The sequence below is a fragment of the Gemmiger sp. genome (assembly GCF_057431175.1).
Genome location: NZ_DBMDDV010000010.1, coordinates 1 through 14570, shown reverse-complemented (window position 1 = coordinate 14570; position 14570 = coordinate 1). Strand labels below are relative to the sequence as shown.

Sequence of the window (14570 nt, the reverse complement as noted above, 5' to 3'; positions counted from 1 at the left end):
GGCAACTCCTTTTATCTTATTCTATCGTCAAACTTTTATCTTATTCTATCGTCAAACTTGCCTTTGCCGGCATACACGCGGCCCAATCGCCCTGGTTTTTCAAAACGCCGAAGCCCTCGCAAGTGTGGTCGGGGCAGGGGCTGTTCACAAAGGCGATTCCGCCGTTTTCCACGTGCAGGTGAATGGTGTACAGGCCGGTGTCAATGTCATAATCGGCGTTCTTTCGTAAATCTATGCGCTGTTCGACCTGCGGGTCTCCATAGCGCAGCACGGCCGTTTTGCCGCTGCCGCCCGGGCGGGTGGCAAGCCACAGCACTGCCGCAGCGGCCAGAACGACCGCCGCGAAAATCAGATTCTTTTTCCACTTTGTCATGTTTTGTCAAATTCCAGTTCTTCCGCCAGGCCGTCGTACCCGGCCACGGCGGCGGGGCAGGCGGCCCGGGCGGCGGCCAGGCCGGGGGCGGTGTCGCTGACAGCGGCGCTGTAATGGGTCAGCCACAGCCTGCGCACCTGGGCGGCAGCAGCGGTCTCGCCGGTCTCGCGGCAGGTAGCGTGACCGTAAAGCTTCGCCTTGTCGAGGTCGGCATCGTCGGCGTAGGTCGCGTCCATGCAGAGCAGGTCGGCATCCCGGGCTGCATCCACAATGGCCGGGCAGGGGCGGCTGTCGGTGGCGTAGACTACTTTCAGCCCGCGCCGGGGTGCGCCCAACACCTGTTCGGGCGTGAAGCCGCCGACGGTCTCACCCTTTTGCAGGGTGCCCCAGTATTCGATCGGGATGCCCGCCGCCCTGGCGCGGGCGGGGTCAAACTTGCCCGCGCGGGGCAGCGCCAGCGCGTAACCACAGCAGGGCACGCGGTGGGTCAGCGGGAACGGCGTGATTTGCAGCTCATTCACGGTGAACGGCGCGTCGGCCTTCTGCCAGCGCACCGGGTAGGCCTGCGGCCCGGCCAGCGCCATGATGGCTCGGCTCACAGCCTCGATGCCCCGGGGGCCGTAGATGGTCAGCGGCTCGGTACGGTTCAGACTGCCCAGCGTTTGCAAAAGCCCGGGCAGCCCCAGAATGTGGTCGCCGTGGTAGTGGGTGAGCAGCACCGCCGAAAGCCGATACGCACTGACGCCGTACCGCCGCAGGCCGACCTGCGTGCCCTCGCCGCAGTCGAGCAAAATGTTATGCCCGCCCACCGACACTGCCGCCGCGGCCAGCGCCCGTTCCGGCAATGGCTGCGTGCCGCCGGTGCCCAGCAGGGTAACTTTCAGCATAGATGCACCTCTTTCCAACATTATCCCATTATTAAACGTATTATAGCATAGATTTCAGTGTTTCGCAAATTTTTGAAACACCCCGCCCGATTTTGTCGTATAATCTTGATGAAAGGGGGCGGCGCGGATGACGGAACGCGAGTTGGACACACTCCTGCGGGAGTACGGCGGTGCCGTGCGGGCGGTCTGCCGGGCCATTTTGCCCGGCCACCCGCAGGACGCCGAGGAGGCCGAGGCCGACACATTTTACAAGCTCTGGCGCGGAGCCAGGCTGCCCGCCGACGAGGTCCACCGGCGGCGGCTGGTCGTTTTGACGGCGCGGCAATGCGCCATTGACCGTTACCGCGCCCTGCTGCGCCGGGGCGAGACGCTGCCGCTGGACGACCGCGATGACGCCGAGCTGGCCGTTGCGCTGGAAAGCGAGCTGGAAACCCGCGAGCTGATGGCGCAGATCATGGCGCTGCCGCCGCCCGACGGGGAGCTTTTTCTTCGCAGGTACGTGTATGGCGAGACTGCGGCCCAGCTGGGCGTACATTTCAACATGCCCGCCGCCACGGTGCGCACCCGGCTGCACCGCGCGCGGCTGGCGCTGCAAAAGCTATTGAAGGAGGGCTGACCTATGACCGAACTGGAACGCTGGATGAACGACCACCCGCCGCTGGCGGACGCCCTGACGGCGGAGGAAACCGCTGCACTGCGCCAAAAAGTACTGGCGCGCCGCCCAAGGCTGCATGCTTTGCGCGGCTGGCGGCTGGTCGCTGCGGCGGCAGCGCTCTGCTTAGTGGCCGCGGGCGCGGTGGTGCTGGGGCTTTTCCACCCCATGAGCGCCGCCAACGAGACGAACGCACTGGTGCAGAAGTACGGCGTGGTGCTGGACGAACCGCTGACCGCCGAGATCAACGGCCGCACGGTCAGTGTAAAGGCACTGCTGCGCGGCGAAAACACGCTGCGAGTGCTGTACGATGTGGACAACGCCCAAGGGATGGAGCCAAACGATTTGGTGTGGGACACCGGCGCGTTTTACCTGCGTGCAGCGGACAACAGCGGCGACAAGCGGCTCTATATTGCAAGCAACGCACAGGTAGGGCCATGTTATGGGTACGCCATTGGTTCGTGGGCAACGCGCAACGCAGTCAGCGAAGGCGACGTTCTCTCCTGCTATGTGGATATTCCGTTGACCCAGACGGCCACCGACACGCGAACGCTGTATATCTGCGATTTGACAAATCACAAGGCCTCTGCACATGTTAAGGTCATGCTGCCAGACATGGCTGAAGCAGTGACGCTAAACGTAAAGAAAACCATCGCGCTGAAGGGAGGGCACTGGTTCCATTATGATATGACCGAGGAAGAAGCCGAGCAATATCCCGACGCAACGTTTGACATTCAAGAGGTTCGTATTGAGCCGCTGGCGGTCAGCGTCATCGGCAAGAATCACGGCAGTCTGCCGCTGGGCGGGACCTCGCGGTACGATGTTCAGTCCCGCGTGAAGCTGTTCCGCGCTGACGGCACGGAACTGACCTACGGCTGGGACGGAGAATTTTATATGGGGCAGTATGGCCGCATCACCAAAAATTCCGGGAAGATAGCCCTGCGTGTGGACAGCTACGACATCATCGACCCGGAAGCGGTGGCGTATGTCGAGATCGACGGAGAGCGGTTTGATGTGAACCGGTAAGCCTTCCCCCCGAGGGGGAAGCCAAAAAAGCACCCGCATGGCGCGAACCATGCAGGTGCTTGTTTTTTGCAGAATTATCCGAATCAGCCGAACATATTGATCAGGATACCAGCGGCAACGGCGGAGCCGATAACACCGGCAACGTTGGGGCCCATGGCGTGCATGAGCAGGTAGTTGCGGGGGTTGTACTCCTGGCCGACCTTCTGGGAAACACGGGCGGCCATGGGAACGGCGGAAACACCGGCGGAGCCGATGAGCGGGTTGATCTTGCCGTGGGTGACAACGCACATGACCTTGCCCAGGATAACACCGCCTGCGGTGCCGACGCCGAAGGCGATGATGCCCAGAACGATGATCTCAACGGTCTGGATGTTCAGGAAGGTGGCGGCGTTGGTGGTGCAGCCGACCGAGAAGCCGAGGAAGATCGTGATGATGTTCATCAGCTCATTGCCGGCGGTCTTGGTGATACGCTCGACAACGCCGGACTCCTTCATCAGGTTGCCCATCATCAGGCAGCCGACCAGAATGGCGGCGTCAGGCAGGGTCAGGGCAACGATGATGGTAACGATGATGGGGAACAGGATCTTCTCGGTCTTGGAGACGCGGCGGGGGGCAGTCATGACGATCTGACGCTCTTTTTCAGTGGTCAGGACCTTCATGATAGGCGGCTGGATAACCGGCACCAGCGCCATATAGCAGTACGCAGCGACCGCAATGGAGCCGAGCAGGTGCGGGGCCAGCTTGGTGGTGACATAGATGGCGGTGGGGCCGTCCGCGCCGCCGATGATGCCGATAGCACCGGCTTCCTGATTGGTGAAGCCCAGAATCTTAGCGCCGACAAAGGTGAAGAAGATACCCAGCTGTGCAGCCGCGCCCAGCAGCAGGCTGGACGGGCGGGCGATCAGCGGCTCGAAATCGGTCATGGTGCCGATGCCGAGGAAGATCAACGGCGGGTAAATGCCCAGCTTGACGCCTAAGTAGATATAGTCAACCATACCGCCGGAGGAACCGAGCAGCTCCCAGTTGATATGATTCGTCTCGTTGATGAAGATATCCATATGGAAGATGCCGTCGAGGGGCAGGTTGGTCATCAGCATACCGAAGCCGATGGGCAGCAGCAGCAGCGGCTCAAACTGCTTGACGATGGCCAGATACAGCAGCACGCAGGCCACCGCCAGCATGACGGCGTACTTCCAGCCGCCCTCGGTGAAGAAGATCTGCGCCCAGCCGGACTTGGCGAAAATTTCAGCAATGTTGGTAAAAATAGCACCCATTTCCATACCTCCTTACATAAAGGGCGCGGTATGCTCGCGCACGCCTGCGTCACCCCATGCGCCGCGGCGGGAGCCGGCAGCAGGCTTGGAAACGCGTTTGATGCCGCGGATGACGGCATTGCCGCCGCACACAGAGGCCACGGCAGCGGAGATGGCGGCGATGATCTCGCCAGGGATGGAGCCGTTGTCAGCCTTGGCTGCAGGGGCAGCGGGCTTGGCGGCAGGGGCAGCCTTGGCAGCGGGGGCCGCAGGGGCCTTCGGCGCAGGCTTGCCGTTCTTCTTATTGTTGATGTTGTCGAAGATCTTGCCTTCCAGCGTGATGATAAGGCACAGGGCCACCAGCATCGCGAAAACCAGCGTAATGCTGGTCAGAACAACGGTGCCGTCGCTGGCTTCCAGGGCAAGCAGAGCTAGGTTGGGCATGGATGATCCTCCTTTAATTGGTAAACGGCCGGAAAAAGGCTATTTGATGATATTATAGCACAAAGAGAATTTTTTTGGTAGATTTTTTTACAAAAAAATGAATAAATTTAGGGAAATGTACAGATGGTGCATGTAGGGGCCTCACATATGCGGCCCTCAGCTTTCCCGCAAGCAGGCGTTTACCTTTCAGCAGAGGGCCGGGTATGCCCGGCCCCTACAGGATGCACAATTTTGCAAGTGGATTTTGGGCTGATTGCACAGCACTTTTTACAAATATGAACAAAATATGTCTTTTCCCTCTTGACCAATGCGCAACTCTGTGATAGCATAAGCGCAACGAAAGAACGGCAAAGGCGCCGGGCAGAGTATTTCTGCCCGGCGCTTTTTCTGTTTCTTTTGCAAGTATTCTGTGCGAAAGCAAGAGAGAGGGGTTCCAAAGTTATGTACAACTCAGCAGACGTTACCTGGACACTTGTTGCGGCGTTCCTGGTGTTCTTTATGCAGGCGGGCTTTGCACTATGCGAAGCCGGCCTGACCCGCGCTAAAAACACCGGCAATATCCTGATGAAAAACATGATGGATTTTTGCATCGGTACACCCTGTTACTGGATCGTCGGTTTCGGCATCATGTTCGCCGGTTCCGGCGCGCTCATCGGCGGGTTTGACCCATTCATCCACAGCAGCTACGATTTCGGCACGCTGCCGGTCTGGGTCTACGCGGTGTTCCAGACGGTGTTCTGCGCGACCGCCGCCACCATCGTTTCCGGCTCGATGGCCGAGCGCACGAAGTTCAGCGCCTACTGCTGCTACTCCGCCGCCATCAGCCTGATCGTCTACCCCATCTCCGGCCACTGGATCTGGGGCGGCGGCTGGCTGGCGCAGCTCGGCTTCCATGACTTCGCAGGCTCCACGGCGGTCCACTTTGTCGGCGGCGTCACGGCCTGCCTCGGCGCCTGGATGCTCGGCCCCCGCATTGGCAAGTACAACAAGGCGGGCACGCCGCGCGCCATCCCCGGCCACAATCTGACCGCCATGGCGCTGGGCGTTTTCATCCTGTGGTTCTGCTGGTTCGGCTTCAACGGCGGCTCCACCGTCAGCATGACCGGCGATGACACGATGATTTCCGCAGGTCTTATCTGCTTCAACACCAACCTTGCCGCCGCGCTGGCCACTGTTGCGGCGCTGATCGTCTCGTGGGTGCGGTACGGCAAGCCCGATGTATCCCTGACCTTCAACGGTGCGCTGGCCGGTCTGGTCGCCATCACCGCCGGGTGCGATGTGGTCGATCCGTTCGGCGCAGCCGTCATCGGCATCGTGGCCGGTGTGCTCTGCATCTTCTCGGTCGAGTTCTTCGACAAGATTGCCAAGATCGATGACCCGGTCGGTGCGGTCTCCGTCCACTGCGTCAACGGCTGCTGGGGCACGCTGGCTGTCGGCCTGTTTGCCACCGAGGGCGGCCTGTTCTACGGCGGCGGCTTTGCCAAGCTGGGCATCCAGTTGCTGGGTGTTGTCAGCGTGGCGGCCTGGGTGCTGATCACGATGTTCATCATCTTCTCGATCATCAAAAAGACGATCGGGCTGCGCGTCTCCGAGAAGGAGGAGCTGGACGGCCTCGACATCCATGAGCACGGCCTGACCAGCGCCTACGCAGGCTTTGCGATCAGCGACCCGACCTACGCCGAGCTGGACGTGAACGAGAACACCGACCTGGGCGAGGACGACATCACCAAGGCCAGCCCCGAGAAGATCGCGGCGGCCGTCAAGGTCACGCAGGAAGCCCCGCTGCCCGCCGGGCTGGATTCCGGTATGCACAAGGTTTCCATCATCGTGCAGCTTGCCAAGTTTGAGACGCTGAAGAAGGCGCTGAACGACATCGGCGTGACCGGCATGACGGTGACTCAGGTCATGGGCTGCGGCCTGCAGAAGGGCAGCGGCGAGAAGTACCGCGGCGCCGAGGTGGACGCCACCCTGCTGCCGAAGGTCAAGGTCGAGGTCGTTGTGAGCAAGATCCCGGTGGACAAGATCATCGACACCGCCACCAAGGCTCTGTACACCGGCCACATCGGCGACGGCAAGATCTTTGTCTACAACGTGGCAAAGGTCGTCAAGGTCCGCACTGGCGAGCAGGATTACGCCGCCCTGCAGGACGTAGAGTAATTCGCAACACCATTTAGTGTATATATAAAGGTTAGTGAACCGCCCCCTCCGAAGTGGGATTCGGAGGGGGCGGTTGGTTTTGTGGGAGATGGCGTCAGGTTGCGGGCCGGGCATGCCCGGCCCCTACAGGGCGGCGATGGGGAAACGAGATGTGGCGGCAGGTTGGCGGGCCGCATATATGCGGCCCCTACAAATTATCGCTGCGGGGGTTCGGGGCGCTTGCTTGCCCCGCAGGGGCAAGCAAGCGCCCCGAATTTAAAGTGGAGGAAGATTCGGCGGCGTTAAGAACGGACAGTAATACTGCGTCCGTTTAGCCGCCGAAGCTTCCGACTTCCGTTTTGGGATTCTTAAGGGCGAGTAGCCCTTAAGGCGCGGGTTCGCTGCGTCGCAACAGCGAGACTTTTCTTTGTTACTTTCTTTTGGTCACAAAAGAAAGTAAGGTTTCCCGGGGGACTGCCGTTACCCCTTCAGCCGATCACTTCCCCCTGGCACTCTGGATATACTGCCGCGGTGTCTGGTTGTACTCGGCCCGGAACGCGCGGTAGAAGTTCGCGTAATCGCCAAAGCCGCAGTACTGGCAGACCTCATTCGGCGGCACGCCGCCGGCCAGCAGCTGCTTGGCATTCAGCAGGCGTTTTTGCAAAATATAGCGGTGTACCGTCGTACCCACCTGGGCATCAAACTTGCGCAGCAGGTGGTATTTGCTGATGAAAAACTTTTCCGACAGCTGATCCAGCGTTAGGGCCTCGCTGTAATGCTCGTTGATGTAGTGCAGCACCGCGTCCACGACCTGGTCACTGGTGCCGGTGGGGCGGGCGTCGCCGCGCTCGGCAGCGGCACGGTTCAGGCCCACCATCAGCTCCACCAGCGCACTCTGGGCCAAGAGGTCACTGCCGTAGTCCTTGCTTGCCTTTAAGGCGCACAGCTTGTCCACCGTGGTGCGCAGCGGTGCGCCGGTGGCTCCGGGCAGCCGCAGCAGGTTCGTGTGGCTGGGGATCGAGGTGTCAAAGCAGCGGGTCAGGCTGGTGTGCGGGGTGGACAGGTTCTCCAAAAACGGCCGCGCGATCCACAGCACGATGCGCTCATAGGCGTCGGCATCGGTGGCAATGCGGGCCTGGTGCAGCTCCAGCGGGCTGCACAGCATCCAGTCGCCGGGGCGCACGCGGTAAAGCTGGTTCTCCACGATATATTCCACCCGGCCGCGCAGCAGCAGGTAGACCTCATAGAAGTCATGGTGGTGCAGCTCGACCTCGTTCATGTAGGTAGACCGGTAGCGGTAGACCTCATAGTCGGGCGCGATCATCGTCTGACGTTTGGTGTAGGGGTTGTAGTTTGACATAGGGGAACTCCTCAAAAGCCTTCCTATCGGGGGAAGGTGGCTGGGATGAGGGGCGGCTGTGCCGCTGCCGCCCCGTAAAAGGGCTTTTGCGGCAAGTTCTCCCCTCATCAGCCGCCTGCTGCGGCAGCTTCTCCCCCATGGGAGAAGCCTTTTTCGATGCTAGGTTTAGTTTACCGCAATTTTTACAATTTTTCAAGCAACTACGGTTATTTTCTTGCAAAAAATTGCGTGGTATACTGTTGATATCGCGGGCAGTTCTGCGCTGCCCACCCCCACAAGCAACAAAGGAGCAAATCATTATGCAGATGAATGCGTCTTCCATCGTAAACCAGAAGGCCGAGTGGGAAAAGCTGGGCGTCAAGCTGCCCGCATTTGACCACGCCGCCATGACCGCTGCCACCAAGGAGCACCCCATCTGGGTCCACTTCGGTGCCGGCAACATCTTCCGCGGCTTTATCGCCGCCCTGCAGCAGCGTCTGCTGAACGAGGGTGCCGCCGACCGCGGCATCATCGCAGCCGACACCTTCGACTACGACATCATCGACAAGATCTACACCCCGTATGACAACCTGACGATGAACGTCACCCTGAACCCGGACGGCACCACCAGCCGCGAGATCATTGGCTCTGTGGCCGAGGGCCTGCGCGCCAACTCTGCCGACGCCGAGATGATGGCCCGCTTCAAGCAGATCTTCACCGATCCCGGCCTGCAGATGATTTCCTTCACCATCACCGAGAAGGGCTACGCCCTCTATCGTCCCGACGGCAGCCTGATGCCGGTCGTCCAGGCCGACATCGACGAGGGCCCTGCCCACGCACGCCACGCCATGAGCATGGTCGCCGCCCTGCTGCTGGAGCGTTTCCAGAACGGCGCCGCCCCGCTGGCCGTCGTCAGCATGGACAACTGCTCTCACAACGGCGAGAAGCTGCAGGCCAGCGTCATGACCGTTGCCAAGGCTTGGCTTGAAAAAGGCTATGTCGGCCAGGACTTCATCGACTACCTGTCCGATGAGAGCAAGATCACCTTCCCCTGGTCCATGATCGACAAGATCACTCCGCGTCCCCACAAGATGGTCGAGGAGTCCCTGGAGAAGGACGGCATCGAGGGCATGGCTCCCATCGTCACCTCCAAGAACACCTTCATCGCCGCGTTCGTCAACGCCGAGCGCCCGCAGTACCTCGTTGTTGAGGACAAGTTCCCCAACGGCCGCCCCGCACTGGAGAAGGCCGGCGTCTACCTGACCGACCGCGAGACCGTCAACAAGACCGAGCGCATGAAGGTCACCACCTGCCTGAACCCGCTGCACACCGCTATGAGCGTCTACGGCTGCATGCTGGGCTATGACCTGATCTGCGCCGAGATGAAGGACGAGGACATCGTCGCCCTCATCAAGCGCCTGGGCTACGTCGAGGGCCTGCCCGTCGTCGTTGACCCGAAGATCCTTAACCCGAAGGCCTTCATCGACGAGGTCATCGAGCAGCGCCTGCCCAACCCCTTCATGCCCGATATGCCGCAGCGCATCGCCACCGATACTTCTCAGAAGGTCGGCATCCGCTTCGGCGAGACCATCAAGAGCTACATCGCCGAGGGCCGCGACCTGAACACGCTGGTTTCCATTCCTCTGGCTATCGCCGGTTGGCTGCGCTACCTGCTGGCCATCGACGACAACGGCAACGCCTTTGAGGTCTCCGCCGATCCGCTGAAGGACGACCTGCAGGCCAAGCTTGCCGGCATCGAGTTCGGCAAGCCCGAGACCGTCACCGATCAGCTGGACGGCATCCTGTCTAACGCTTCCATCTTCGGCAGCGACCTGACCAAGACCGTGCTGGCTGACAAGATCAAGGCCTACTTCAAGGCCGAGATCGCCGGTGTCGGTGCCGTCCGCAAGACCCTGCACGAGGCTGTGAACGGCTAAATCCAAACACTGAACCTTCGGGGTGCTTTGTAGGGGACGCATATATGCGTCCCGCAGAACGTTGCGGCAACCGCCAAGCTGCCGGGCGGCATATATGCCGCCCCTACAAGTAACCCATGTTTGCATCAAACCAACTAACACATAAAGGAGCACCATATGTCTATGAAAATGGGTTGGCGCTGGTATGGTGAGGGCAATGACCCCATCACCCTCGGCGACATTAAGCAGATCCCCGGTGTTGAGGAGATCGTCTGGGCCCTGCACAGCAAAATGCCCGGCGAGATCTGGGAGGAGTCCGAGATCAAGGAGGTCGTAGACCAGATCCACGCGGCCGGCTTCAGCGCCACCGTCGTCGAGTCCGTCAACGTCCACGACGACATCAAGATCGGCCTGCCCACCCGCGATCAGTATATCGAGAACTACAAGCAGTGCATCCGCAACCTGTCCAAGTTCGGCGTCAAGACCATCTGCTACAACTTCATGCCCATCTTCGACTGGACGCGCACCGACCTGTTCCACCCCGTCGGCGACGGCTCCACCGCCCTGTTCTATCAGAAGGACCTGATCAAGGACGACTACAAGGGCATGGCAAACTACATTCTCGAATTTACCGAGAAGTACAACATGACCTTCCCCGGCTGGGAGCCGGAGCGCATGGCCAAGCTGGACGAGCTGTTCAAGGCCTACGCCCCCGTCACCAAGGAGAAGCTGTGGGATAACCTGAAGTACTTCCTCGAGGCGATCATGCCCACCTGCCGCGAGTGCGACATCAAGATGGCCATCCATCAGGACGATCCCCCATGGGATATCTTCGGCCTGCCCCGCCTGCTGGTTGACGCCGAGAGCATCGACCGCTTCCTGACGATGGTCGATGACCCGTACAACTGCCTGACGCTCTGCTCCGGCAGCATGAACGCCAACCCCAACAACAATGTGGCCGCCATCGTGCGCAAGCACTGCGACCGCATCCCCTTCGCCCATGTGCGCAACATCCACCACTTCGAGAACGGTGACTTCTCTGAGGCTGCCCACCGTGACTGCTGCGGCGAGACCGGCATCATCGAGATCCTGCGCGCCTACCACGACTGCGGCTTTGACGGCTGCATCCGCCCCGACCACGGCCGCCAGCTGTGGGAGGAAGGCCCCGGCAACTGCCGCCCCGGCTACGGCAAGTATGACCGTGCGCTGGGTGTCCAGTATATGCTCGGCGTCTGGGACCTGCTGGATCGCCTGGACGAAGAGAAGAACCGCTGATTCCTGCCATCCTTTAGTTGCTGTATAAAAACAGAAAAGCCGCTGCGCAAGCAGTGGCTTTTTTGTTTTGGTGAATCAACTCCGCCGCGGGCCTCCACGGTAGGGGCCGGGCATGCCCGGCCCGCAGCTTTGCCTTGCCGCCCCTTTTCGCTTTGCTTTGTAGGAAATGTGTCTTGCCCCTCTGCGGCGGCCTGAGGGCAGGCCGCCCTACAATCTCCCTCAAAAGGGATTATGTAGTAGGGGCGGCATATATGCCGCCCGCACCTCCCTTGTCAAAGGGAGGTGGCCGAGCCTGCGAGGCCGGAGGGATTCCCGCAGCTTTGCCTTTACCGCCCTTCTGCCCTGCTTACCCCTTCACCTCATTCACCAGCTTTTCCCCTCGCGCAAACGCCCGCGCATTCTCCATCGTCGTAATGGCAATGCTCTGTAACGCGGTCCGGGTAAAAAACGCCTGATGGCTCGTCACCACCACATTCGGGAAGCTCAGCAAAACCGGTACGACCTCGTTCTGCAATACATCGTCGGAAAAATCCTCAAACACCTGTTCGTCCTCGTCCTCATAGACGTCCAGCCCGACACCCGCAAACTTGCGGAGACGCAGCGCGTCGATGAGCGCGTCGGTGTCGATCAGTCCGCCCCGGCTCGTGTTGACCAAAATTGCACTGCCACGCATCATTTTGATTGTATCTGCGTTGATCATGTGGTAGGTTTCCGCTGTCAGCGGGCAGTGCAGGCTGATGAGGTCGGCTGTGCGCAGCAGCTCGTCCAGCTCCACATAGCGCACAATACCGTCCAGCGCCGGGTTCTTGTACTGATCGTAGGCCAGCACCGTCATCCCAAATCCGTGGCAGATACGGGCCATGGCCGCGCCGATGCGCCCGGTGCCGACGATGCCCGCCGACGAGCCGTAAAGGTTGTACCCCAGCAGGCCGTCCAGCGCAAAATTGTTGTTGCGCACCTTGATATACGCCTTGCACAGCCGCCGGTTGGCCGCCTGAGCCAGCGCCATGGCGTGCTCGGCCACGGCCTCCGGGCTGTACCCCGGCACACGAAGCACCGTTATACCGTACTTTTTAGCCGCCGCCAGGTCCACATGATTGTACCCGGCGCAGCGTAGCAGCAGGCAGCGGATGCCCACCTGGGCCAGCTTTTCCAGCACCGGTGCCGAGCAGTCCGCATTGACAAATGCACACACCGCGTCACCGCCCTGCGCCAGCGGCGCGGTGTCAGCGTCCAGATTGGCCGTCAGGAACCTGATTTCGCAGCCATATTCCGGATCCGCTGCCAGCACATCAAAATAGTAGTGGTCGTATTCCCGCGTGCCATAAAAAATAATTTTCATTAAAAAATCCCCCAGTCATATCCAGTATCTGCCGTTTACAGGCATAGTATACCGGATAGACCGGGGGATTTCTGTTGTTGAAACAACACCTCTATATACAGGCTCAAATTCCTGCTTCTTTGATTTCTTTGGCAGTAATGTCCACCAGTTCCATGCAGCGCTTTTTCTTGTTGCCGAAAGCACCGCTCATACTGCTCCAGCCGTCGGTCAAGGTATCAAGAACGGCATTCTTCGCCATGTTGCCAAGGCCAGCTACCTCTGCACTGCGCATGATGGTGAATTTTCCCTTTGCACCCGTGATCCACACCTGGTTGTTACGGTCAACCGGCGGGAATACAATTACCGCACCGATGCCATGCTTCGTGAGTTCCGGAACTCCAGCTTCAAATTGAATGTCCTTCATCGCCTCTAACAGGTCTGCCAGTGTAGCATAATTCCCTTTCAGCTCCAGCTTGACGTTCTTCACGCCCATCATTTCACCAAGTCCCATATAGTGACCTTCTTTTTGATTTCTATGTTGTAAGCTCACAGAGCTTTCTGGACATATTGTTTCAAACAGATTTGCTCCCCTTTTAGTAGGGCAGCTTGCGCTTTTCGGTGCATTCGCCAAAGCCGATGAATTTTTCGAACAGGCCTTTTGTCAGCATGGCCGCCGCATCGCTGTTTCTCGGCACAAATGCATAGTAATAGTTGGCCTTCTTCTTGCGGCCCCACAGGATCTTAGCGTCATGCCGGCCGCTTTTCAGCAACGCTTCGGCTCGGTCGTAGTCGCCCTCCGAGACCTCGCAATCTGTGTCACAGAGGGCAAGGTCCGGGGTAGAGAACTGGATGTAATAGTCATACTCGGTGCGGCAATCCTCTTCATCGGGGGTGCTGTCATATTCGTGCTCGTACACACCATCGATGTGAATATCCGCGATATAAAGTTCGCCGTTTGCAATCATTTCTTTTACGGTAAGCAGCGCATTGCCAAACAGCTTCTTTTTCTGCTCGCCGAGGGCTTCGCCTACACTGAGGGGTACCTTTTGCCAGTTCAGAGCGGAAAGCGGCACCAGCGGTTTGGCCTCACGTCCGCAAGCCGTGCATTTACCCGCGGCCACCTCACTGCCGCAGAGCAGGCAGCGGTTGGTTTTGTTTGCCTTTTTGAAAAAGAATCCCATATGATAGCCTCCTTGTTAATTCCGCAGCCAGAAGTCCGCTTCGTCGAACAGCCGCGCATACATAATCATGACATCCATAAAATCCATCTGGACGGCCGCATCCCAGAAGGATAAAAAGCGCACCGCAGACGATCAGTATGTTGCGGGGTATCTTCCCCAGTTTGCCCATAACGCATCCCCTTTACGTCCTTACAATAGATTGATCTCCCGGCCGCGGTTTCCTTGATTATGATAATCATACCACTTCTGCCTCATCATTTGAAGAGCGTAAAAAATCATTGTCAAATCGTCCAAATTTTTGAAATAGTATTTGGTTAAATTATCACTTGCCAGGCAATGGCACTAACTGTCTTTCCTATCATCCTACCGCCTTGGGTAAGTGATCGCTTACCCTTTTGGGGCATCCGGAATTTTTGCATAAAAAAAGCGGTTCATTGGTATTGTACCAACAAACCACCATTAAGGAATTGGAGAGCTTATTTTGACAATCCTCTCCTCTTCTGATATAATTTACTTTTAATTGTCGCCTCCAAATTATGAGGGAGGTGAACGCTTGAGTTCTCAGGAAATAATTTTGCTGCTTACTTTTATTGGCAGCTGCATATATGCCACTGTTTCCATCACACTGAAAGTTCTTGAATTTCTCTCAAAATACAAAATCAACCGCTGACTTTTGTCTAAGTCAGCGGCTAAAACGCGGCAATCATTAAAAAACAGCCTTACGTTTACCGTAAGGCTGTTTTGTGGTGCACCATTCCCATCCAAAA

General features: G+C 58.8%; 14 protein-coding genes. 5 read left to right on the top strand and 9 right to left on the bottom strand.

Going from position 1 to position 14570, the window contains the following annotated elements:
* Positions 1 to 40: 40 nt before the first annotated feature.
* Positions 41 to 373 (bottom strand): NusG domain II-containing protein, encoded by a 333-nt coding sequence (locus ACZO0A_RS05430; protein ID WP_215691623.1) that lies wholly within the window; start codon positions 371 to 373, stop codon positions 41 to 43.
* Positions 370 to 1260, bottom strand: a complete 891-nt coding sequence (locus ACZO0A_RS05425) for a ribonuclease Z (protein WP_302376213.1) — start codon at positions 1258 to 1260, stop codon at positions 370 to 372. The genes ACZO0A_RS05430 and ACZO0A_RS05425 overlap by 4 nt, the downstream gene beginning before the upstream one ends.
* Positions 1261 to 1387: 127 nt before the next feature.
* On the opposite strand from ACZO0A_RS05425, the gene ACZO0A_RS05420 reads away from it, so the two are divergent.
* Both ACZO0A_RS05420 and ACZO0A_RS05415 read left to right on the top strand, forming a co-directional pair.
* A complete protein-coding gene (locus ACZO0A_RS05420) occupies positions 1388 to 1876 on the top strand; it encodes an RNA polymerase sigma factor (RefSeq protein ID WP_302376212.1) in 489 nt (162 codons plus the stop codon).
* Between the two features lie 3 nt (positions 1877 to 1879).
* Positions 1880 to 2938 carry a hypothetical protein gene (locus ACZO0A_RS05415; RefSeq protein WP_302376210.1) on the top strand — a complete coding sequence of 353 codons (1059 nt, stop codon included), beginning with the start codon at positions 1880 to 1882 and terminating at the stop codon, positions 2936 to 2938.
* Between the two features lie 83 nt (positions 2939 to 3021).
* On the opposite strand, the gene ACZO0A_RS05410 is transcribed toward ACZO0A_RS05415, so the two are convergent.
* Both ACZO0A_RS05410 and ACZO0A_RS05405 read right to left on the bottom strand, forming a co-directional pair.
* Positions 3022 to 4212, bottom strand: coding sequence for a sodium ion-translocating decarboxylase subunit beta (locus ACZO0A_RS05410; protein WP_302376208.1), 1191 nt, complete (start codon positions 4210 to 4212; stop codon positions 3022 to 3024).
* A 12-nt stretch (positions 4213 to 4224) separates the two neighbouring features.
* Complete coding sequence (locus ACZO0A_RS05405) at positions 4225 to 4635, bottom strand: OadG family transporter subunit (protein ID WP_215691628.1); 411 nt, start codon at positions 4633 to 4635, stop codon at positions 4225 to 4227.
* A gap of 441 nt (positions 4636 to 5076) precedes the next feature.
* Here ACZO0A_RS05405 and ACZO0A_RS05400 point away from each other — a divergent pair, with 441 nt between their 5' ends.
* Positions 5077 to 6792 carry an ammonium transporter gene (locus ACZO0A_RS05400; RefSeq protein ID WP_302376205.1) on the top strand — a complete coding sequence of 572 codons (1716 nt, stop codon included), beginning with the start codon at positions 5077 to 5079 and terminating at the stop codon, positions 6790 to 6792.
* A 475-nt stretch (positions 6793 to 7267) separates the two neighbouring features.
* Here the strand turns inward: ACZO0A_RS05400 and ACZO0A_RS05395 are convergent, their stop codons facing one another.
* Positions 7268 to 8131 (bottom strand): helix-turn-helix domain-containing protein, encoded by an 864-nt coding sequence (locus ACZO0A_RS05395; protein WP_252261455.1) that lies wholly within the window; start codon positions 8129 to 8131, stop codon positions 7268 to 7270.
* Positions 8132 to 8430: 299 nt separating this feature from the next.
* Between ACZO0A_RS05395 and ACZO0A_RS05390 the strand changes: the two genes are divergently transcribed.
* Together ACZO0A_RS05390 and uxuA are read left to right on the top strand one after the other, a co-directional pair.
* Positions 8431 to 10047: a mannitol dehydrogenase family protein gene (locus tag ACZO0A_RS05390; protein WP_291231903.1), complete on the top strand. Its 1617-nt coding sequence runs from the start codon at positions 8431 to 8433 to the stop codon at positions 10045 to 10047.
* A 156-nt stretch (positions 10048 to 10203) separates the two neighbouring features.
* Positions 10204 to 11301 (top strand): mannonate dehydratase, encoded by a 1098-nt coding sequence (gene uxuA / locus ACZO0A_RS05385; protein WP_302377523.1) that lies wholly within the window; start codon positions 10204 to 10206, stop codon positions 11299 to 11301.
* 346 nt (positions 11302 to 11647) lie between these two features.
* On the opposite strand, the gene ACZO0A_RS05380 is transcribed toward uxuA, so the two are convergent.
* The 4 genes from ACZO0A_RS05380 to ACZO0A_RS05365 all read right to left on the bottom strand — a co-directional run.
* The gene (locus ACZO0A_RS05380; RefSeq protein WP_302377521.1) at positions 11648 to 12643 is read right to left on the bottom strand and encodes a 2-hydroxyacid dehydrogenase; all 996 of its coding nucleotides are present in this window, start codon (positions 12641 to 12643) and stop codon (positions 11648 to 11650) included.
* Positions 12644 to 12746: 103 nt separating this feature from the next.
* Complete coding sequence (locus ACZO0A_RS05375; RefSeq protein ID WP_302377519.1) at positions 12747 to 13133, bottom strand: hypothetical protein; 387 nt, start codon at positions 13131 to 13133, stop codon at positions 12747 to 12749.
* An 82-nt stretch (positions 13134 to 13215) separates the two neighbouring features.
* Positions 13216 to 13803 (bottom strand): hypothetical protein, encoded by a 588-nt coding sequence (locus tag ACZO0A_RS05370; RefSeq protein ID WP_302377517.1) that lies wholly within the window; start codon positions 13801 to 13803, stop codon positions 13216 to 13218.
* A gap of 561 nt (positions 13804 to 14364) precedes the next feature.
* A partial coding sequence (locus ACZO0A_RS05365; RefSeq protein WP_486846140.1) for a hypothetical protein occupies positions 14365 to 14570 on the bottom strand: 206 nt, incomplete at its 5' end.